This window comes from Paenibacillus qinlingensis (assembly GCF_031455095.1).
GTDB lineage: Bacteria > Bacillota > Bacilli > Paenibacillales > NBRC-103111 > Paenibacillus_E > Paenibacillus_E qinlingensis_A.
The window spans coordinates 90,594-111,818 of record NZ_JAVDSB010000020.1 but is presented as its reverse complement, the minus strand read 5'-3'; the positions used below and the strand labels follow the sequence as shown (position 1 = coordinate 111,818).

At 45.7% G+C, this 21,225-nt stretch carries 14 protein-coding genes and 12 tRNA genes; 25 read left to right on the top strand and 1 reads right to left on the bottom strand.

The window, feature by feature from the left end:
- The first annotated feature begins 17 nt into the window (after positions 1 to 17).
- The 25 genes from J2736_RS30195 (at position 18) to J2736_RS30075 (ending at position 18,725) form a co-directional block, all read left to right on the top strand.
- Positions 18 to 93 (top strand) — tRNA-Asn (locus J2736_RS30195).
- 2 nt (positions 94 to 95) lie between these two features.
- Positions 96 to 171, top strand: a tRNA-Thr gene (locus tag J2736_RS30190).
- A gap of 14 nt (positions 172 to 185) precedes the next feature.
- Positions 186 to 260 (top strand) — tRNA-Glu (locus tag J2736_RS30185).
- 14 nt (positions 261 to 274) lie between these two features.
- A tRNA-Val gene (locus J2736_RS30180) sits at positions 275 to 350 on the top strand.
- 12 nt (positions 351 to 362) lie between these two features.
- Positions 363 to 435: transfer RNA gene (locus tag J2736_RS30175), tRNA-Thr, on the top strand.
- Between the two features lie 9 nt (positions 436 to 444).
- Positions 445 to 519 (top strand) — tRNA-Gln (locus J2736_RS30170).
- 5 nt (positions 520 to 524) lie between these two features.
- A tRNA-Lys gene (locus J2736_RS30165) sits at positions 525 to 600 on the top strand.
- A gap of 59 nt (positions 601 to 659) precedes the next feature.
- Positions 660 to 739, top strand: a tRNA-Leu gene (locus J2736_RS30160).
- Positions 740 to 777: 38 nt separating this feature from the next.
- A tRNA-Gly gene (locus tag J2736_RS30155) sits at positions 778 to 852 on the top strand.
- A gap of 9 nt (positions 853 to 861) precedes the next feature.
- Positions 862 to 938, top strand: a tRNA-Arg gene (locus J2736_RS30150).
- Between the two features lie 25 nt (positions 939 to 963).
- A tRNA-Pro gene (locus J2736_RS30145) sits at positions 964 to 1,037 on the top strand.
- Positions 1,038 to 1,053: 16 nt separating this feature from the next.
- A tRNA-Gly gene (locus tag J2736_RS30140) sits at positions 1,054 to 1,124 on the top strand.
- A gap of 280 nt (positions 1,125 to 1,404) precedes the next feature.
- Entirely contained in the window at positions 1,405 to 4,191 is a 2,787-nt protein-coding gene (ppc, locus tag J2736_RS30135; RefSeq protein WP_310502285.1) for a phosphoenolpyruvate carboxylase, read from the top strand.
- Positions 4,192 to 4,308: 117 nt separating this feature from the next.
- Positions 4,309 to 5,178, top strand: a complete 870-nt coding sequence (locus J2736_RS30130; RefSeq protein ID WP_310502284.1) for a DMT family transporter — start codon at positions 4,309 to 4,311, stop codon at positions 5,176 to 5,178.
- 81 nt (positions 5,179 to 5,259) lie between these two features.
- Positions 5,260 to 5,856, top strand: a complete 597-nt coding sequence (sigW, locus tag J2736_RS30125) for an RNA polymerase sigma factor SigW (RefSeq protein ID WP_310502283.1) — start codon at positions 5,260 to 5,262, stop codon at positions 5,854 to 5,856.
- A 69-nt stretch (positions 5,857 to 5,925) separates the two neighbouring features.
- On the top strand, positions 5,926 to 6,531 hold the full coding sequence (locus tag J2736_RS30120) for a zf-HC2 domain-containing protein (protein ID WP_310502282.1): 606 nt from the start codon (positions 5,926 to 5,928) through the stop codon (positions 6,529 to 6,531).
- 166 nt (positions 6,532 to 6,697) lie between these two features.
- Positions 6,698 to 7,516 carry a diadenylate cyclase CdaA gene (gene cdaA / locus J2736_RS30115; RefSeq protein WP_310502281.1) on the top strand — a complete coding sequence of 273 codons (819 nt, stop codon included), beginning with the start codon at positions 6,698 to 6,700 and terminating at the stop codon, positions 7,514 to 7,516.
- Positions 7,509 to 8,753 carry a CdaR family protein gene (locus tag J2736_RS30110; RefSeq protein ID WP_310502280.1) on the top strand — a complete coding sequence of 415 codons (1,245 nt, stop codon included), beginning with the start codon at positions 7,509 to 7,511 and terminating at the stop codon, positions 8,751 to 8,753. The genes cdaA and J2736_RS30110 overlap by 8 nt, the downstream gene beginning before the upstream one ends.
- A 30-nt stretch (positions 8,754 to 8,783) precedes the next feature.
- Positions 8,784 to 10,124 (top strand): phosphoglucosamine mutase, encoded by a 1,341-nt coding sequence (gene glmM, locus J2736_RS30105; RefSeq protein ID WP_310502279.1) that lies wholly within the window; start codon positions 8,784 to 8,786, stop codon positions 10,122 to 10,124.
- Between the two features lie 455 nt (positions 10,125 to 10,579).
- Complete coding sequence (gene glmS, locus J2736_RS30100) at positions 10,580 to 12,409, top strand: glutamine--fructose-6-phosphate transaminase (isomerizing) (RefSeq protein ID WP_310502278.1); 1,830 nt, start codon at positions 10,580 to 10,582, stop codon at positions 12,407 to 12,409.
- Between the two features lie 278 nt (positions 12,410 to 12,687).
- A complete protein-coding gene (locus J2736_RS30095) occupies positions 12,688 to 13,587 on the top strand; it encodes a carbohydrate ABC transporter permease (RefSeq protein WP_310502277.1) in 900 nt (299 codons plus the stop codon).
- An 8-nt stretch (positions 13,588 to 13,595) separates the two neighbouring features.
- Complete coding sequence (locus tag J2736_RS30090) at positions 13,596 to 14,495, top strand: carbohydrate ABC transporter permease (protein ID WP_310502276.1); 900 nt, start codon at positions 13,596 to 13,598, stop codon at positions 14,493 to 14,495.
- 52 nt (positions 14,496 to 14,547) lie between these two features.
- Positions 14,548 to 15,867 (top strand): ABC transporter substrate-binding protein, encoded by a 1,320-nt coding sequence (locus J2736_RS30085; RefSeq protein ID WP_310502275.1) that lies wholly within the window; start codon positions 14,548 to 14,550, stop codon positions 15,865 to 15,867.
- Positions 15,868 to 15,888: 21 nt separating this feature from the next.
- A complete protein-coding gene (locus J2736_RS30080; protein ID WP_310502274.1) occupies positions 15,889 to 17,451 on the top strand; it encodes a glycoside hydrolase family 3 protein in 1,563 nt (520 codons plus the stop codon).
- Positions 17,452 to 17,531: 80 nt separating this feature from the next.
- Complete coding sequence (locus J2736_RS30075) at positions 17,532 to 18,725, top strand: ROK family transcriptional regulator (protein ID WP_310502273.1); 1,194 nt, start codon at positions 17,532 to 17,534, stop codon at positions 18,723 to 18,725.
- A gap of 51 nt (positions 18,726 to 18,776) precedes the next feature.
- Here J2736_RS30075 and J2736_RS30070 read toward each other — a convergent pair whose 3' ends face one another.
- Positions 18,777 to 21,131: an Ig-like domain-containing protein gene (locus tag J2736_RS30070; RefSeq protein ID WP_310502272.1), complete on the bottom strand. Its 2,355-nt coding sequence runs from the start codon at positions 21,129 to 21,131 to the stop codon at positions 18,777 to 18,779.
- Positions 21,132 to 21,225: the final 94 nt, after the last annotated feature.

The window sequence follows — 21,225 nt, the reverse complement described above, 5'->3', positions numbered from 1 at the left end:
CAAAAGTCTCTCTGCATTCCCTGATAGCTCAGTTGGTAGAGCACTCGACTGTTAATCGAGTTGTCACAGGTTCGAGTCCTGTTCGGGGAGCCATTGCTTCCATAGCTCAGTCGGTAGAGTGCATCCATGGTAAGGATGAGGTCACCGGTTCGATTCCGGTTGGAAGCTCCAGTAATTTTTAGTAAGGCCCGTTGGTCAAGTGGTTAAGACACCTCCCTTTCACGGAGGTAACAGGGGTTCGAGTCCCCTACGGGTCACCATTTTTAAGTCCCATGGAGGCTTAGCTCAGCTGGGAGAGCATCTGCCTTACAAGCAGAGGGTCGGCGGTTCGATCCCGTCAGCCTCCACCATTAACTTTATATGCCGTTGTAGCTCAACTGGTAGAGCAACTGACTTGTAATCAGTAGGTTGGGGGTTCAAGTCCTCTCGACGGCATGTCTTTATTGGGGATTAGCCAAGCGGTAAGGCAACGGACTTTGACTCCGTCATGCCAAGGTTCAAATCCTTGATCCCCAGCCATTTTTGAGTCATTAGCTCAGTTGGTAGAGCACCTGACTTTTAATCAGGGTGTCGTAGGTTCGAATCCTACATGACTCACCATTTTTATTCATAGGGATCTTTAGGCGTAGACTAAAGTCTCTCAGATTTATTGCCTATATGCGCGTATGGCGGAATTGGCAGACGCACTAGACTTAGGATCTAGCGGGTGACCGTGGGGGTTCAAGTCCCTCTACGCGCATTAAATCCTCACTTGCATTTATGCAAATGAGGTACCCTGCGGAAGTGGCTCAGCGGTAGAGCATCGCCTTGCCAAGGCGAGGGTCGCGGGTTCGATCCCCGTCTTCCGCTCCAATTGTTTATGCGCCCTTAGCTCAGCTGGATAGAGTATTTGACTACGAATCAAAAGGTCGGGAGTTCGAATCTCTCAGGGCGCGCCATTCTTCATTATAAGTTATAAGGTATCGGGATGTAGCTCAGCTTGGTAGAGCACCTGCTTTGGGAGCAGGGGGTCGCATGTTCAAATCGTGTCATCCCGATCATTTTCTAAACTACGCGGGCGTAGTTTAATGGTAGAACTTCAGCCTTCCAAGCTGATCGCGCGGGTTCGATTCCCGCCGCCCGCTTAACAAAGACTGAGCCACCTTCGGGTGGCTTTTTCTTTATATTTACAGTTTAATTATATATGCTGTAAATGGCCTACTCATAGGGGTTATTTAGTTAGGACAGACTAGTAGAATCTTATCAATACATTAATTACCACCGTAAAACGTACGGTTTTTTTATTTTAATACTATGTGTAGCGGAGAGATTGTGGTAAAATATTCTGAAATGAGTTTTTATAGCGACTAGCTTTTGCAGAGAGAAGCATTAATGCATCATAGTGAATAGATGAGGTGGAGAGTAATGGTAGAGAGTGAGATCGTCCAACAAAAACAAAGTACGAATAACCTGCTGCGTAGAGATATTCGTTTTCTTGGGCACATACTAGGTGAAGTTCTTGTACATCAAGGCGGGAATGATCTGCTGGATGTTGTCGAGAGAATTCGTGAAATGAGTAAGTCGTTAAGAGCACACTATGTCATTGAGATCTACGATGAATTTAAGAAAACGATATCTTCACTAGATCCAGAAATTCGTCATCAAGTGATACGAGCTTTCGCTATATACTTCCAACTAGTTAATATTGCTGAACAAAACCATCGAATTCGTCGTAAGCGTGATTACGAGCGCTCCTCTGGTGAATCTGTACAACCAGGTTCTATAGAGAGCATTGTGCAAGAGCTGAAGAATACGCATATTCCTTACGCAGAGGTACAAGAGATTCTTAAAGCGATCTCGCTAGAACTCGTTATGACAGCACATCCAACAGAAGCTATGCGTCGTGCTGTGCTTGATATTAATCTGCGTATTTCGGATGATATGATGAAGCTGGACAACCCTAACCTAACGTACCGTGAACGCCAGCAATTACGTGAGAAGCTGTTAGGAGAAGTACTTAATCTGTGGCAAACCGATGAGCTGCGTGATCGGAAACCAACGGTAATCGATGAAGTGCGTAACGGGCTGTACTATTTTGATGAGACGCTATTCGATGTACTGCCAGAAGTGTATCATGAGCTTGAACGTTGCTTAAATAAATATTACCCAGAAGATAAATGGCATGTGCCGTCCTTCTTGAAATTTGGTTCTTGGATCGGTGGAGACCGTGACGGAAATCCTTCAGTTAGAGCGAATGTAACATGGGAAACCCTTGGTTTGCACCGTCAATTGGCTTTGCAAAAGTATGAGGAGATTCTGAGAGAATCTTTGGCTCATATGAGTTTCAGCAAGAACATTGTGAATGTGAGCGATGCTCTTATCGCGTCTATCCAATGTGACCGTGAAGCGATGGGGAATGTTCAAGATGTATGGCGCAATGAGAAAGAGCCATATCGCATCAAGACGACCTATATGATTGAGAAAATTCACAACACGGGCACTGTGAATGTACCTTCTTCCCAGAAGTACAATAGTCCGGAAGAGTTTATTCAAGATTTGCAAGTGATGGATACAAGTTTGCGTGCGCACTTTGCAGACTATGTGGCTGATAAATACATTAAGAAGCTAATTCGTCAAGTTGAGCTGTTCGGCTTTCACTTAGCTGCTCTGGACATCAGACAGCATAGTAAAGAGCACGAGAATGCGATGACCGAAATTTTGGCGAAAATGGGCATTACGCCAGATTACAGCAAGCTATCTGAGGAAGAGAAGATCACTCTTCTGACGAATGTGCTGAATGATCCACGTCCGATCACTTCAACGTATTTGGACTACTCCGATGGTACGAAGGAATGTTTAGATGTTTATCGTACGGTTGGGAAAGCGCAAAAAGAGTTCGGACGCAACTGTATCAACAGTTACCTCATCTCGATGACGCAGGGCGCAAGTGACATGCTTGAGGTTGTTGTGTTTGCCAAAGAGGCGGGCCTATACCGCAGAGAGAGCGACGGTACGGTAACAAGTACGGTTCAGTCAGTTCCACTGTTCGAAACGATTGACGACCTGCACGCGGCTCCTGGTATCATGAGCACGTTGCTAGCGATCCCTGCTTACCGGGCAAGCCTAGATCCTGAAAACCCGCTGCACGAAATTATGTTGGGCTACTCCGACAGTAATAAAGATGGCGGTGTGATTACAGCGAACTGGGAGCTTCGCATGGCGCTGCAAGATATCACTGAGGCTGCTAAGAAATTCGGCGTGAAGCTGAAGTTCTTCCATGGTCGTGGCGGCGCATTAGGACGCGGTGGTATGCCACTAAACCGAAGCATTCTTGCACAACCTGTTGAAACGCTAGGTGGCGGCATCAAAATTACAGAGCAAGGTGAAGTACTATCTTCCCGTTATTCCCTACAAGGAATTGCTTACCGTAGTTTGGAGCAGGCAACATTTGCGTTAATTACAGCTTCAAAGCTGTCCCGCTCTCCGCAAAGACACCCGCTAGAAGACAAGTGGGAGAACATTATGCGTGGGATTTCGGAACAAGCTCAAACGAAGTATCAAGATCTTATTTTCAGAGACGAAGACTTCTTAACGTTCTTCAAAGAATCCACACCGCTTCCGGAGATTGGTGAGCTGAATATCGGTTCCCGTCCATCGAAGCGTAAGAATAGTGATAAGTTCGAAGATTTGCGTGCGATTCCATGGGTATTCTCATGGACGCAGACAAGATATCTGTTACCAGCCTGGTACGCAGCAGGAACTGGCTTACAAAGCTTCGCACAAGGCAATGAGAGCAACCTAGCGGTCCTCAAAGAAATGTATGAGGATTGGTCCTTCTTCCGTACAATGATTGATAATCTGCAAATGGCGTTAGCGAAAGCAGATCTTCTAATTGCGAAGGAATACGGCAGCTTAGTCAAAGAATCTGCGATTGCAGATCGTATTTATAATCTAATCAAAGACGAGTATGAATTGACGTCCTCGATTATTTTGCAAATTACAGGTCAGCAAGAGATTCTGGATAATGTTCCTGTCATTCAAGAATCTATTAAATTACGTAACCCTTACGTGGATCCGCTAAGTTATATGCAGGTTGAACTGCTTACTGAGCTACGCGCACTAAGAGAGAACAATGAAGATGATGCGATTCTTCTTCGTGAAGTGTTACTTACCATCAACGGGATTGCCGCGGGGCTTCGCAATACGGGCTGATCCAATAACAACATAGCAAAGTAACAGGATGATAAAGTCGGGGGCTTGCAGCAATGCAGGCAGCTCGGCTTTTCCTGTAAGTATGGGAATTGCCCAAGTCAGGAGGTGCGCGGCAGCATGGGGCGTTGGTTGGCGATCGTTCTTGTTCTTATTGGAGCTTCAAGCTACGGCTTGCTTTCTTCGTTTATCAAAATGGCCTATGATCAAGGTTATACAGAAGGACAAATTACACCTGCGCAGATGACGATGGGTACACTATTGGTCTGGGTCTTGATTCTTTTTCACAAAAAATCGTGGGTAAATCCATTCCAGGGACCTTGGATTAAGCTTGGGTTGATTGGGATTTTTGGACTGTCGTTAACGACAGTCATGTATAATATTGCGTTGGAGGAGCTCGATGCCTCGCTGTGCATTATTCTTCTTTTTCAATTTACGTGGATGACAATCGCTATGGATTGTATCGTGAAGCGCAGATTGCCTAAAAAAATGGAAGGGATAGCAATTGTACTCATTTTGGCAGGGACACTGCTCGCTGTGAATGTGTTCAATACCGACTGGGGAGAGCTCAGCATTCTGGGTATACTATTTGGACTTCTATCCGCGTTAGCTTATAGTATTTTTCTGTTCTTCACGGGACAAGTGGTGAGTACACTGCCTCCGCTCATGAATTCCGCGATTATGCTTACAGCTGCGTTGCCGGTTATGTATGTTTTGTACCCGCCGACCGTGTTTGTTCACGAAAATGGTGGTATGCTGTTGCTATGGGGGTTGTTATTAGGCTTGCTAGGCCAAGCGATACCTACGGTATCCTTTAACATCGGTATTCCTAAGATCGGTAGTACGCTGGCTGCTATGCTTGGTTCTGTGGAGTTGCCTGTGGCTATTCTCGCTGCTGCGCTGCTTATTGGGGAGCCAATTAGTGGGTTACAATGGGGAGGCATGGCCTTAATTCTAGGCGGAATTATAATTTCTGAAAACAAATCGTAATTTCTGCGTATATAAGTAGTAGAGGGATTTGAATGTTCACTAAAGGGTAGTTGAATTGTCGAGAAGCCGGAGGAAAACCAATTGAACTTTGTTGAAGCACGACTGGCTAGGCTGGCCAGTAATGGGGATCGTAATGCTTTTGCAGAGCTCGTGGAGCTCTATAAAGACAAGATCTTTCATTTGGCTTACCGCATGCTGAATAATAAGCAAGAAGCCGAAGATGCTGTGCAAGAAACGTTCTTGCGCGTGTATACGAATTTGCATCGATATGATGAGAATCAGAAGTTTTCGACATGGATTTTTCGGATAGGGACAAACTTATGTATTGATAAGCTGAGACGAAGAAAGATGACATACTCGCTGGATGCAGAAATGACTGATGGTGAAGGCAATGATTACTACGCGATGCTCCCAAGCAATGAGGACACACCGGAAAAGCAATTGATCGTATCGGAAACGCAGGCACAAATTCACCGAGCGATTGAAACGCTGCCTGAGAAATATAAATCGGTTGTCATTCTCAGATACTTGCATGATATGTCCCTGCAAGAAATAAGCGATGTTCTCGATATGCCCGTGACGACCATTAAGACGCGTGTTCACAGGGGACGAGAGTACTTACGGAAAAGGCTAGAGCAGGAGGAACAAGTTGTTAGTACAAATCCTGTTCGAATTTGAAACATATTTGAAATCGAAACGTATGGTATATCACAACATGCAAAAGTCTAAGAAAGGGGTGGCTGTAACGTGAATTGTAAGGAAGCCCTCCCGCTCATACATGAATACCTCGACGGTGATTTACCAAAGACGGAAGCTCTACAATTGAAAGAACATTTGATCGCCTGTCAGGCGTGTAATAATTCTTTCAAGCAACTAGAGAAAACGGATGCTTTGGTTAGAATGCTGCCCTCCATCAAAATACCTGATAACTTAACTGCACAGATTATGAGCGGATTACCACCAACGAAAAAGAAGAATACCTGGACTGACTGGGTACGCAGACATCCTGCTGTTTCAGTTGCTGTTGTTTTTGGAGCCGTTATGTTCGGTAGCTTCATATCTATGTGGGATGACGATCAGAATCTTATGGTGCAGGGGAGTAACCTACAGGACGTCGTGATTCAAGGGGATACGGTGATTGTACCGCAGGGACATACTGTGAATGGTGATCTTGTGGTGAAACGCGGCGAACTAAAGGTTGAAGGCGATGTAACGGGGAATGTCGTCGTGATCGATGGTTCAGTCAATCTAGCCTCAACGGCACATATATCAGGGGAAGTCAAACAAGTCGATGAAGCATTGAGCTGGGTCTGGTACAAATTAGGTGAATTCGTAGGAAAAATCACGCCTTAACGGAACGTCCCTTATAGCGGAGACTATAGGGGACTTTTTTTATTTTTATATAGGAAAAATGAACCAATTCTTGTACGATGAGTCTAGATAAATAGAAGTATACCTAGGTTTATGATATGATCCTTTTATAGAGAGAACTTTGTTAAGTCGCCTGGGGGAGAATACAATGGATTTACTCACGAGCATTTCGGCTAAGGATATCGTCGATATACTCATCGTTAGCTATGTGATTTATAAATTGATCCTATTGGTGCGCGGAACAAGGGCCATTCAGCTGATGAAGGGTATCCTCGTAGTTGTCATTACATGGGTCATTAGTATTTGGTTCCAATTAAGTACGCTCCAATGGATGATGAATCAAGCATTTACGTTCGGGGTGCTTGGGGTTATTATTATTTTTCAACCTGAGCTAAGACGAGCTCTAGAGCAGTTAGGTCGAGGAAAGCTATTCAGCAGCAGATCTTCTTCAGAAGAGGATCAAGATGTGACCAAACGAATCAGCGAAGTGATTCGGGCTGCGAATTATTTGGCTAAGCGTAAGATCGGGGCATTAATTGTTTTTGAGAAAGACACTGGACTTACAGACTATGTAGAATCCGGTATTGCGATAGAGAGCAAAATCAGCGGAGAGCTGTTAATAAATATTTTCATCCCCAATACCCCTCTTCATGATGGCGCGGTTATTATTCGACAAGGGCAGTTGATGGCGGCGGGTTGTTATTTACCCCTGTCTGAAAATCCGTTCATCTCGAAGGAATTGGGAACGCGGCATCGTGCAGCAATCGGAATGAGTGAGGTTTCGGATGCAATGTGTGTCATTGTTTCGGAGGAGACAGGTCAAATTTCACTCACGATGAATGGACATATTGTGCGAGATATTAAAGAGGAATCGCTGATATCTAAGCTGTTTGAAGAGTTAAAGCCCAAGACAAAGGCAAAAGAAAAGAACCCTTTCTTGAAATGGAGGGGGCGTTCGAATGGATAAATGGTTACGTAACACGAATGTTGTCCGGATTGTAGCCCTAGTCATTGGGGTTCTACTATGGGTTGTTGTTCACATGGAAGAGACCAATATTTCGGGGAATTCACCTTTGCGTGAACGTGTGGAAACGATCAATAATGTCTCCATTACAACAAAATATGATGAAACACATTATTACATATCGTCGATGTCGCCAGCGAATGTTCAAGTGATCTTGCGTGGTAAGGAATCTTCTGTCAAAAAAGTGACAGCAAGCAACACGTATCAGATTCAGCTTGATTTGACGCAGGTAGGCAAAGGTGATCATCAAGTTACGCTTGCACCTGTAGGGATTCCTTCAGATATCGATGTGGAGATCGTTCCTAGGACCGTCCACGTCATGATAGAAGAGTTGCAGATGAAAGAGGTACCTGTGGTCATTAATGTCAAAGGAACGCCTGCAGCAGGCCTCAAAGCGGGACAACCTATTGTGAAGCCTGGTAAGGTGTACATTACGGCGCAGACGAGTAAACTTGATCAGATTGAAAATGTCCGCGGCGAAGTCTCTGTGGATAAGGCACAATCAGCGGTAACGAAGCAGGTTAGATTGCAGGCTTTTGATAAAGAGGGCAAAGAAGTTACGCTGAACATTAACCCTTCGGTTGTCGATGTAGAGGTGCCGATCACAAGCCCGTTCCAAACGATTCCGTTGCAGATCAAAGTAACCGGTGAACCGCCTGCAGGTTTTGGTATCGCGATGATTACACAAACGCCTGATAAAGTCACAGTATACGGAGCTCAAGATGTCGTAGATCGTCTGGAATTTTACCAAGGTCCACAGCTAAATCTGCAAGATTTGAAAGAAACGAAGGATTTTGCACTGGACATTCCTCTCAGGAATAAAGTAACACAATTAGATCCTGCGAAGGTGACGGTCCACGTTGAAGTTGTGCCTTCGATAACGAAAGCTGTAGAGAATGTACCGATTACGATTATTGGCCCCAATGAAAATTACGAAACCAAAGTAACGCAGCCTGCTACGGCTACCTTGAATATTACGGTAGAGGGTGCTCCTGCCATCATTGACCAATTGAAAGTTCAAGACATTCAAGCGATACTAGATGTTAGTAATTTACCACCTGGCAAACATGAATTGAAAGTAACTTTAAATATGCCGACCTTCGTGAAGCTGGGGCTTCCACAAGATGTGAAGGCGATCGTTGAAATCAGTGAGAAAAATGTTAAAGCAACAAATCCATAATGGGGAATAGAGAAAGAGGAGAATACGAAAATGGGGAAATATTTTGGTACAGATGGTGTGCGCGGTGTCGCCAATGGCGAACTCACACCAGAATTGGCATATAAGGTAGGACGCTGCGGCGGGTATGTGTTAACCAGACAGGCAAAGCATCCGAAAGTCGTGATCGGGAGAGATACACGCATTTCGGGTCCAATGCTTGAGGCGTCCCTTGTAGCTGGCCTGTTATCGATTGGCGTTGAGGTGATTCGTATTGGGGTAGTGAGTACGCCAGCGGTTGCTTATTTGACGAAAAAGCTAGGCGCAGACGCAGGCGTAATGATCTCTGCTTCCCATAATCCAGTTGAGGATAACGGGATTAAGTTCTTTGGCGGCGACGGCTTCAAGCTGTTGGATGAGACGGAGCTTGAGATTGAACAGCTGCTTGATGCAGCTGTGGATGAATTGCCTCGCCCTGTAGGCGGCGAGATTGGCACGGTTTTGGACCAGATGGATGCGAAGCACCTCTATCTGGCGTTCTTGAAGGAGACGGTGTCCGCGTCTTTCGCCGGCGTCAAGGTTGTGCTTGACTGTGCGAATGGCTCCGCCTATGAGCTGGCGCCTTTGATTTTCCGCGAGCTGGGAGCGGAAGTGATCACCATCGGCGCAGAGCCGAATGGGCGCAACATCAACGATGATTGCGGATCCACCCACCCTGAGAAGCTTCGCGCCGAGGTGGTTAAGCATGGCGCAGCCATCGGGCTTGCTTTTGACGGCGACGCGGATCGTCTGATCGCGATCGATGAGAAAGGCGATGAAGTCGACGGCGACTTCATCTTGAGTATTCTTGGCGATGCGCTGAATCGCAAAGGTAAGCTGAACCACGGCACCATTGTGACGACGGTGATGGCGAATATTGGCTTTTTCAAAGGCATTGAAAAAGCGGGCTTGAAGGCTCTGCAAACAGCTGTAGGCGATCGCTACGTGATGGAAGAAATGCGTAAAGGCGGCTACAACCTTGGTGGCGAGCAATCTGGTCATGTGATCTTCTTGGATTACATCTCCACGGGTGATGGGATTCTAACAGCTCTACAATTGGTCAATACGCTAGTTGAATCGGGGCGTAAGCTCAGTGATTTGAAAGGAATTATGCGTAAATTCCCGCAATTGCTTGTTAACATTCGAGTAGCGGATAAAAGTAAGCTGAAGGATAACGCGGTCATTGAAGAAGCAATCCGTAAGGTAGAAGATGAGCTCGGCGATAACGGCCGTGTATTGGTTCGACCATCAGGTACGGAGTCTTTGATTCGTGTTATGGCGGAAGGCCCAGATAAAGAGCAAGTAGAAGCATATGTGCACGATATTGCGAAGGTCATTCAAGAGCAATTGGTCTAATCATAGGGTGCTAGTCCCCCATTTTGCTAGAAAATGGCGAGATGGGGGACCCGGCATGCCAAAAACAAGTTGCAATGCCAAGTTAAAATGCATATGATGAAGTTACTCAAGAAGGAAAGGCAGGGTAGAGGTTATTGGTAACAAATAGCGCCAGAACTCATAAGCGGGACGGACATGTAGGCTTTACAGCTACTACTACGCGGTGAGTTGACGAGGTGAAGGTGTTCGAAACATTCGGCGGGGACCTTCCGGCACGAGGAGTGCCGTTAAGTTGGAGAGCAAAATCGTTTGGGCGACCGAGCAGACAAGTATCCAACATCTATTAGCTTTATTTTGAATATACACGTAAAGAACGCCCTTATAGATGGTTTATTTAGTTATGTTTGATTGTGAATTCAGATCCTTGACAAACAGCCCTTTACGATGCGGCTTATAAAAATATGGAGGTTGTAACTATGTGCGGTATTGTTGGTTATATTGGAAAGCGTAATTCTCAGGAGATTTTATTGGATGGCCTTAAAAAGTTAGAGTATCGAGGCTATGATTCTGCTGGGGTAGCGGTGTATACGGCGGATGGCTTGCAAATTAAGAAGGCCAAAGGCCGTATTGCGAACCTGGAGTCAAAGCTTGGTGAAACGCCATTGAACGGAAGCGTTGGCATCGGGCACACTCGTTGGGCTACACATGGTAAGCCTTCGGACGTGAATTCGCATCCACACACCGATAATTCTTTGAAATTCTCCGTTGTTCATAACGGGATTATTGAGAATTATATTACGCTGAAAGAAGAGTTAATCGCGAAAGGGCATGTGTTCGTATCGGAAACGGATACAGAAGTTATTTCGCATTTGGTCGCGAGTTTGTATGAGGGAGATATCCTCAAAGCTGTTCAAAAGGCCGTGAAGCACATGACAGGTGCGTTTGCACTTGGTGTTTTGACAGAGTTCGAACCGGACCGTCTTGTTGCTGTGCGTCAGGCTAGCCCATTGATCATTGGTATCGGCGAAGGTGAAAACTTTATTGGTTCAGACATCCCAGCGATTCTAGAGTATACACGCAATGTGTTTATTCTAAATGATGGCGAAATGGCGTTATTGACGCGGGATTCTGTCGAATTAATGACTTTAGAGGGGAATTTTATTTCCAGGGAAATGTTCCATGTCGATTGGGACATTGTTACGGCGGAAAAAGCCGGATTCGATCATTTCATGTTGAAAGAAATCTATGACCAACCGAAAGCATACCGCGATACGATGGGAAGTCGTATTTCACCTGACGGTAAGAGTGTGACGTTGAACGAGCTTACGATTACGCCAGAGGCTATTCGTAATATCAGCCGCGTGCATATCGTCGCTTGCGGAACTGCATTCCACGCAGGTATGGTAGGGAAATATGTGATTGAGAAAATGGCGCGTATTCCGGTGGAAACGGATGTAGCGTCTGAATATCGTTATCGTTCCCCGATTATCACAAAGGATACGCTTGTGATTGTCGTGAGCCAATCCGGTGAAACGGCGGATACGTTAGCAGCACTGCGTGAAGCAAAACGTTGCGGTGCACACGTGTTAGCGATTACGAATGTTGTAGGCAGCTCCGTTGCGCGTGAGGCGAACGATATCATTACAACATGGGCAGGACCGGAAATTGCGGTAGCTTCGACGAAGGCGTACACTTCGCAATTGATTGCGTTTTATCTCTTAGGCTTGCACTTAGCGCAAACGTTGGGCACGCAAACACCTGAGGAAATCGAAGAAGTCATTACGGCTATGAAGGCGTTGCCTGAACAGGTTAGCGAGATCCTAGAGCAAGCGGATGCGTTGAAGGTTGTTGCTGAAGAGATGACGAAACATGATAATCTGTTCTTTATCGGCAGAGGCTTAGATTATGCAGTCGCGCTGGAAGGCTCATTGAAGCTGAAAGAGATCTCTTACATTCACTCTGAGGCGTATGCAGCGGGTGAGTTGAAGCATGGTACGCTTGCGTTGATTGAGGATGATATCCCGGTAATCGCATTAGCGACGCAGCATGAGCTGCTTGAGAAAACGGTGAGCAACATTAAAGAAGTGAAAGCGCGCGGCGCGAATGTGCTGGGTATTGCTGTGGAAGGTGAAACGGAGCTGCAGAAGTCGGTAGACAGCACATTTATTATTCCGAAAACGTTGGATTTGTTGACACCTGCGTTGTCCGTGATTCCTTTGCAGTTGTTGTCTTACTATGCGTCGTTGGCGCGTGGGAATGACGTTGATAAGCCAAGGAACCTTGCCAAAAGCGTAACAGTTGAGTAATTAAAGTAGTATCCAAAGGAACAACAAAACAAAAGCTCAAGCTCGCGCGAGAATCGCGGCTTGGGCTTTTTTGCTATAATGAGTTAAATGATCAATATATCTTCTAAACAATTAATTTGTACAGTGGATTAATTAAATTACCAATAAATCAGTCAATTTCTGTGAAAATAAACAATTCGAATTCAATTATTATATTAATTATTGACGTAAATCGTAATTCAGGCATATAATCAAAATAATTAGTCCAGTGAACAAATTAATGGAAACGGGGGCATAACGTGAAAAGAAAATATACTGACTATGCGATTGGTTACGCTTTCACGCTTCCTTATTTGATAGGGGCGTTCGTACTCTTCCTGATTCCAGCAGGCATGTCCTTGTATTATTCCTTTACAAGATTCAAGGTCATTTCAGCGCCAACCTTCACCGGATTGGCTAACTTCCAACAACTGATGGACGACAAGCAGTTCTGGATTGCATTTAAAAACACATGGATGTTTGCGCTTCTATATGTACCTATGCAGGTCATAATCCCATTGATATTCGCTGTGCTGCTTTACAGCTCAGGTAGTTACATCAAAGGGAAATTTGCTAGCGTGCTTCGCGCCGTTTATTATTTTCCGGCCATCCCATCCTGGTTCATTATCGGTATGGTGTGGATTTGGCTGCTCAGCCCTGACATCGGCATTGTCAATCAACTTTTATCGCTGCTAGGCATGTCTAAGGTGGCATTTCTCCAGGTAGATTCGGCAACGATTATTCCGACGCTCGCAGCGGTAGGCGTATGGAAAGGCTTGGGTTATGCCATGTTCATCTATTACATAGGGCTCAATAACATTCCTGAGACGTTGTACGAAGCCGCAGAAATCGATGGGGTGAACAGCTGGCAGCGGCTGCGAAATATAACGGCTCCGCTGCTTTCTCCAACTATTTTCCTCGTGCTAATCATGGCGATCTCCGATGCTTTCCGAACATTTGATCAGCATTTTGTGATGGTGTATAACCGCAGCAACATGTATTCGAAGTCGCATCTCATGGTCTATCTGTACGAAAAAGCGTTCCGCTTTCTGGATATGGGGTATGCCTCGCTGATTGCTTGGGTGGTCTTCATCTGCTTAATCCTGATTACACTGGTCATTCTTAAACTCCAGAAAACATGGGTGCATTATGAAGAATAGGAGACAAGATGATGGCAAATAACGCAGTACTGGACACCACCGTATTAAACAGTAAAAAGGCCGAAGGATCCACCAAAAATTCGGTTTGGGGCATCGTCTCTACCATTATCCTGTTGCTAGGAGCAGCGAGTATGGTGCTTCCTTTCATATGGCTCATCCTCGCATCGCTAAAAACAAATGCGGAGTTCTACAATTCCTTTAACTGGATGCCTGCCAAGCTTCAATGGAGCAACTATAAGGAATTGATATTTCCCAAACAGGGGCCAACCTTCTTGCTGTACGTGTTCAATACCGTGAAAATCACGGTGCTATCCGTTGTTGGCATGGTCATTTCGTGCAGCCTGGTCGCTTTTGCGATTGCCCGCATCGATTTCCCAGGGAAAAATTTCATATTCGGATTTGCTGTTATCTCGATGTTCTTACCGGCTCAAGTAACCATGATTCCGCAGTTTATCATCTTCAAGGATCTTGGTTGGATCGGTACGCATTTGCCGCTTATCGTACCTTCCTTTTTTGGAGGAGCCTTTGGGATCGTATTGATGAGGCAGTATTACCGGTCGATCTCGAAAGAGTTTGATGAAGCAGCCAAGATGGATGGGGCGGGATGGTTCGCCATTTACGCCAAAATCCATTTGCCCATCGTCGCCTCCCCCATGATTACCCTTGCGGTTCTCACATTCCAGGAAAAGTGGGCTGAGCTGCTGTACCCGATGATTTTTATTGGCAAAAATAAAGATTTATGGACGATGGTGTTGAGAATCAAGGATATTTCCACAGGTCAGTATAATGCTCGTCCTGAACTCGAAATGGCGGGGGATGTTTTGCTCGTCATTCCCGTCATCCTATTGTTTATTTTTGCCCAAAAGTATTTTACAAAGAGTCTGACTTCTTCCGGTGTGAAAGGATAGCATCCTTTTATATATGTAAACACAACAATATTGAGTATGGGGGGATTTTTTCTTGAAAAAAGTCATGTTAACATCCTTAACGGCCGTCATTTCTTCATCCATTTTATTGTCCGGTTGCAGCTCGAACAGTGGATCTGTTGCTAGTCCTGAGGCATCGAGCTCAGCAAGTGCTGCGTCATCGAAGCCTGTTAAAATCAAAGTCGCGTATTACTCCGATGAAACGGCACGCGCTACGATGGGGAACATCATCAAGAAGTTCATGGAGACCAACAAGAGCATTACGGTCGAAGAAATCGCCACCGACTGGCAGACACACTATGACAATCTGAAAGTGGACCTTGCGGCAGGGCAGGGACCGACTGTATTTTTGCTGGATGGCCCTTACATACCTCAATATTCGACGGAAAAAACGATTCAGGACTTAACCACTTATACGAAGGACATCAAGCTGGACGATTACTACGGGTTTGATGCGATTAAGACGCCGCAAGGTAAAATCTTTGGCGTTCCACAGGCGATTCAGGTAAATGCTCTCTACTATAATAAAGAGATGTTTGATAAAGCCGGGGTTGCTTACCCGAACGATAATTGGACAACTGACGATGTCTATCAAGCGGCGAAGAAGTTGACCGACAAGAACAGCAAACAGTTCGGTATCGGCCTTCCACAGCATATCCGCTATGGCTGGTACACGGTTGTACGTCAATTTGGCGGAGATATGCTGAACAAGGAACGTACGAAAAGCACGATGGTAAGTGATCCTAAAGTAAAAGAAGCCTTCGAATATATGAAGAAATTTTGGGATGAAAGCTTGACGCCTGGTTTGAAGGATCAAGAAGGCGAAATCAGTAATAAGTACTATACATGGATGTCGCGCAAAATCGTTGCGATGTTCTACGATAACTACGCCAGAAGATTGACCAACGACAAAGAAGGTGTGAAGTATGATGTTGCCGTTGTGCCAAAAAGTCCGACTGGCGGCGTGAATTACAGCGCATTCGTTGCCAATACGTGGGTGATGAACGCGAAAGCTACTGAGGCGGAGAAGCAAGCGGGTTGGGAGTTTATGAAATACTTCCTGGGTGAAGATGCGCAAAAGTTGAATTCGACACTTGCTGAAGGCATTACGGCGAATAAGAAGGTAGCTCAAGCTGCCATTGCCGATCACAAAGGAGCGCCAGAACATATCAAAGTTTTCTTAGATAATATGAAATATGCGGGTGACTTAGGCGACAACGTGGTATGGGAAGAGTGGATGGGGGCTGTTGATCCTATCATTAAAGACTATTTGTCTGGCAAAATCGACATCAACAAGCTGTTGACCGAAGGAGATAAAGCCGCTCAAGCCGTACTGGATAAAGCTAAAAAATAAGAAGTATGAGGATTTGAACCTATGACAAACCACCATTTTGAACCAATCATCATGAGCATCAGTAACTTATCGCTAGAAGAGAAAGTGGCCGAAATGTGTGTGCTCGGACTTGCGAAGCAGACGCCGCCGTCCGAAGACAAGAGCAGGCTGGGACAGATTGGCGGCGTCGGCATTTTTCCGCATGATATTGGGTCGTATGCTTATACGAAGAAGCTGCTGCAAGAGGTGCGTGAAGCGGCAGGCCAGAATCGGGGCGGAGTACCCTTTTATATGTCGATCGATGAGGAAGCAGGGAGCTTGTCGAATTTTAAGGAATTTTTCCCTTATATCCCTGGGAATCGAGCTGTTGCGTTAAGGGAAGATCCACAAGCTGCTTATGCGCTTGGAAGATTGGTTGGCAGTCAGTTGCATGAACTCGGTATTCCGATGAATTGGGCTCCTGTCCTGGATGTGAATACGAACATCGACAATCCGGTCATTGGTGTCCGCGCGTTTGGTGAAGATCCGCAGCTTGTCGCAGCATTTGGGGAGGCTTACATTCAAGGGCTGCATAGCGCAGGGATTGCGTCCACGGCGAAGCATTTTCCAGGCCACGGGCAGGTCAGCGGTGACTCGCATTATGTGCTGCCGGAGTGCGAGCTCACGGTGGAGGATCTATTGACGGGACCGTTGATCCCTTTTCAAAGGGCGATTGAAGCGCAAGTGGATTCGATCATGCTGGCTCATCTCATTTTTCCAAACATCCCGGAGTCTGAGGGACTTCCTGCATCTCTAAGCAAGTATTTCGTGACGAATTTGCTGAGGGAGCAGCTTGGCTATGAAGGCGTTATTTGCACGGACGATGTGGAGATGGGCGCAATCAAAAACAATTTCGAGCCTGAGGAAGTCGGCAGATTGGCGATTCAAGCGGGGAATGACATGATTCTTATGTGCCATACCCCGGATTTTCAACAGAGAGTCATGAATGGCATTGTCCAAGCGGTGAGAGCTGGAGAGATTGCCGAATCGCAAATTGATGCTTCCTTGGTCCGGATTGAGCGGCTCAAAAACAATTTTGGCCTGTACCGTGAAAAGGCGCAGCCGCTTCCTATGGAGACATGGGAGGCAGAGGCGCTGGCGATTGCCAAAGCAACAATCGTCGTTGAGCGGGATCCAGCTGCACTGCTGCCGTTATCTCCGTCTACGAAGTATGTGCTTTTGGTTCCAAGACAGGAACAGCTAACCATTGCAGATAATGCCGCTGTCAGTGAACTGATACTCGGGGCGAAGTTGCAGGAACGCAACATCCACGTGAAGACCGTCTATACGTCCATGCAGCCAAGCGAGGACGAGATTGAAGCAATGATGGCGGAGATTACGCGTTACGATGTTGTGATGTTAGGAACGATTAATGCGCATATTTATGAGGGACAGCTTCAGTTAGCTCGGCGGATTGCAAAAACAAAGCCGCTGCTCGCCATCGTACTGCGCAATCCGTATGATGCTGCGCTTTTGCCGCAGGAGGCCAGCAAGGTACTGATGTGTTCCACATCGGATTATGCCATGCGAGCATTTGCGGAGCTGCATTGTTGGAGTCCAAATTAGAATGGCTCGCATGACTAATGTCTAAGCATTATTTTTGTTATAATGTAGGAAGAAGAGCTAGGAAGGCAGAAGGGATACTTATGAAAGCAATTAAAGGTAATTTGCAGCTCATGAAAGAAATCAATACGGCGTCCGTATTGAACTTGCTTCATCGAGAAGGCAAACTCTCACGCGCTGAAATTTCAACGGTAACGAAGCTCAGTGCGACGACCGTTTCTGCGCTGGTTGAGGATCTGATAGCCCAGGGCATTGTGACCGAGACGGGCGAAAGACCATCCGTTGGAGCAGGACGCAAGGCTATCGCGCTGCAAATCAATAAAGACGGAGGCTATGTGGTCGGCATATCGCTGGGCAGCAACTATCTCATCAGCGCTGTGCTTAACCTGCACGGGGAATGCATCGCTGAATTCAAAGCGAAAATTGCTTCCGGGAATGAAGCTGTCGCAGAGCAGATAAGGATTGCCCTTCAAAGCTGTCTGGATCAGCAGAGCATGCTCGATTCCGGTACGATTATGGGTGTTGGTATTGCAGCTCCAGGCATTATTGATGAGAAGGGAGCGACGATTGTCTACTCCAACCATCTGAAACTGGCGAATCTTAACATAAAAGAGCAGCTCAAGGCGAACTATCCGGACATTCCGATTCGCGTGATGAATGATTCGAATGCAGCCGCATTTGCCGAATATTACTCAGGTGTCGGGAAAAATAAGCGAAGCATGCTCTATATCACCATTCATGAGGGGATCGGGTCGGGTATTATTCTGAATGGTGAAATATATTCAGGCTTTCTGGGAGCTGCCGGTGAAATTGGCCACATTCCCGTTGAATCGAACGGGGCATTGTGCTTGTGCGGCAGGCATGGCTGCATCGAGACGGTTCTCACAACACCGTACCTCTTGGACAAGTGCCAAGCGGCAGCCCGGGTTGCCGAACAACCTGTGCCGAATTCGATGGAGGATGTCATTACTGCCTACGAACAAGGTGAAGCGTGGCTTCAACCGGTATTTGCAAAAGTGCTGACCACCATGACGATGATGGTTGCTTCCGCAATCAATCTGCTGAGTCCTGAATTTCTGGTCATTGAAGGCTGGATGAATGACAGCCCCCGATTCATCCGCGAGCTTCATGCTGAACTTGCTTTATTTCCGTTCCCGATCGCGTTCACGGAAGATCGTTTTGCCGCCGCATCCTACGGGGAAAAGGGAGCCCTACAAGGCGCTGCTACGGGTATGCTCCAGCAAATTTTCGGCGCATCTTCGCTAATTGCTGACTAAATGAATGCGAAGAACCTGCCCTCTTGGAAGGGGCAGGTTTTTTTGTTACGACTATTTATCCAGAAGTCCCATGCTCTGATACGGAGATGAGGCGTGCAGCCTGAAATCATCTGTCATCGGTGTTTGCAGTTGCCAAGTACTTGGCGATGTGGATGGGTTGATGCCAGTATGCGTGCCTGCTTGGATGCATTTGTACAGATTACCGTTTTGATAGACATAATCTCCGAATTGATAATAGATAGCGATGTTCCACCATTGCGAATAATCATCCCATAATTCAACCAAGCTCCAGTCAAAATTAGCCGGAAAATTTGGATCTTTAAATTGGACAGGAGAAATAGTTGCAGCAGTGGTATTTCCTGATGCGGTTATATGGCTGTTGGTACCATTGTTTGCTCCAAGTACATCAATGAATGCTTGACTGCCATCCCTGGTATTATTGTTGAAGATGAGAGGATTAGCCGTGTTGGCGCTGGTATAAAATAGGATGTTTCTGGCTGTTGCTGTGGGATGTACTTCATTCCAAGTGAAAACAATGGATCTGATAACGTTGTTTTCAAATCTCAGTTTGGTAACCTGATTGGAAGCATCCTGATTGATAAATCCAAAATAACTTCTTGCCTGTGCGAAATAGTTATTATACACATACACTTGGTCATTTGAATTAAGCACATCTGTGGTAGCTGCATAAGTTTTATAGTTAAACATAATTTCGCCGCCGCCGATAAAGATATTGTCATGGATGGAAGCACTACCGTCTCTTTGGTAATATTGCAAGTTCCCCTCCTGATTCGCAGCAAAAGGATCTTTCCAATCCATCGCGGTCATGACAACCGTATTGTGATGAACATTGACGCCATTACCCATATTGGATAATTGTATGCCCTCAGCACCTGTACGTAAAACTCTGTTGTTGTAAATTTCGAGATTGGTGAATTTATTCTGGCCATTAACTGCCAAAGTATAACCGATATACATGCCTTCCGCTCCAACATCATGGATATACATATCATGAACCTTGACGCCATCCACGATATTAGACGCACCATCTGTTTTAAGGACAAGACCTGCAAATCCGACATTAGAAATCTCAATGAATGAAAGCTCATAATTCGATACAATATTTGTATTTCCTGATGTATTTAAAACTTCCATTCCATGAGCTATGTTTGGGTTATTTGTAATTTCAATTCCGTAATCACCTGAAGAGTTCGTATAATTTCCATTCAAATGACCAGGATAGTTCACGTTTCCTGTCTGAAGGACAGAATCATATTTCCCTGTAAAAATCCAGTTCGAACCGCCCAAGAGTTTTGCGGTATAATTAGCGCCTACACCTCCAACTTTTACTTGTCCTCCATAATTTGTAATGATCAAAGGATCACTCGCACTTCTTTGGGGCAGATTTCCAAGCTGCAGTTGTGTATAATTCCCTGCTGGTATATAAAGCCGGTCAACGGTCTGCCAGTTTACCTGAGGAAAAGACGCTTGAATATCCGGATAATAAATTATACTCGCGCCTTGGACAGGCAATGTGAATTGAGTGTAACTTACGCCTTGACCACTGATTGTCACTGTCAGAGAACCAGTCACACCAGAACCATCTTGAGCTGTTGCCCTTGCAGTAACAGTTCCGTTGGAAACTGCGGTAAGAAGGCCGCTTGAACTTATAGTCGCACTTCCAGTCCCGCCCACAACAGACCATGTGACTGTATTATTAGAAGCATTTGCTGGTGTTACATTTGCATTCATTTGCAATGTGCCACCTTGTGTGCTTATTGTTGTTGCACCACCTGCCCCTGTAACGGTTATTCCTGTCACAGGTACATCAATCCATCCAACTATGGCATATTCTTTTGCCTGTCTTGTCATCGTGGCCGGAGCATGCAAAATGAGATACCTTCCCAGAGGAATAACAGCGTTACTACTGACATCGCTATCCTTAATCCAGGGCTCTGTGGTTCCTACGGATGCAAGATTCTGAGCACTGTTGAAGTTTATCCGGGTTTCGTTCAAACCGCTATCATTGACGGTGTCGATATCATCGTCCCACCAAAGCCCAGCATAAGGCGTCTGGTTCCCACTGGTATATTGCCTGTATTGCGTCCATGTTGATGATATTCTTGTATTAGACCAATTAGGTCCAAAATCAATATAACCATAACCGTTTACATAATAGGGGGCATCCGTCGTGCTTGTTCCGCCTACAGGATTTCCACTTCCATTCAAAGTGGGTGGCCCTTCAAAAGCATTTTGCATAGGAAACCAAGAAGTACCTGCCTGCCCTGATGCATAAGGGGAAATGATCTGCATGGTAACACTTGCCGATGCTGTTAAGATAAGTCCCTGTGTCAATGCTAAAAATGCGATTACGAGGCAGAGAAGTGTACGATTGATTCTTTTCATTAGTTACCTCCTAAAAATAAAGTGTTTTACATTTAAATGAATTTCATGGTTTGTTAACGCTTTCATTTGAAAGACCTGCAAATCATCATTACAT

Coding starts and splice junctions, on each gene's coding strand:
- ppc (WP_310502285.1), top strand. CDS start 1,405: ATGGTAGAGAGTGAGATCGTCCAACAAAAACAAAGTACGAATAACCTG.
- J2736_RS30130 (WP_310502284.1), top strand. CDS start 4,309: ATGGGGCGTTGGTTGGCGATCGTTCTTGTTCTTATTGGAGCTTCAAGC.
- cdaA (WP_310502281.1), top strand. CDS start 6,698: ATGGATTTACTCACGAGCATTTCGGCTAAGGATATCGTCGATATACTC.
- J2736_RS30110 (WP_310502280.1), top strand. CDS start 7,509: ATGGATAAATGGTTACGTAACACGAATGTTGTCCGGATTGTAGCCCTA.
- glmM (WP_310502279.1), top strand. CDS start 8,784: ATGGGGAAATATTTTGGTACAGATGGTGTGCGCGGTGTCGCCAATGGC.
- glmS (WP_310502278.1), top strand. CDS start 10,580: ATGTGCGGTATTGTTGGTTATATTGGAAAGCGTAATTCTCAGGAGATT.
- J2736_RS30090 (WP_310502276.1), top strand. CDS start 13,596: ATGATGGCAAATAACGCAGTACTGGACACCACCGTATTAAACAGTAAA.
- J2736_RS30080 (WP_310502274.1), top strand. CDS start 15,889: ATGACAAACCACCATTTTGAACCAATCATCATGAGCATCAGTAACTTA.
- J2736_RS30075 (WP_310502273.1), top strand. CDS start 17,532: ATGAAAGCAATTAAAGGTAATTTGCAGCTCATGAAAGAAATCAATACG.
- J2736_RS30070 (WP_310502272.1), bottom strand. CDS start 21,131: ATGAAAAGAATCAATCGTACACTTCTCTGCCTCGTAATCGCATTTTTA.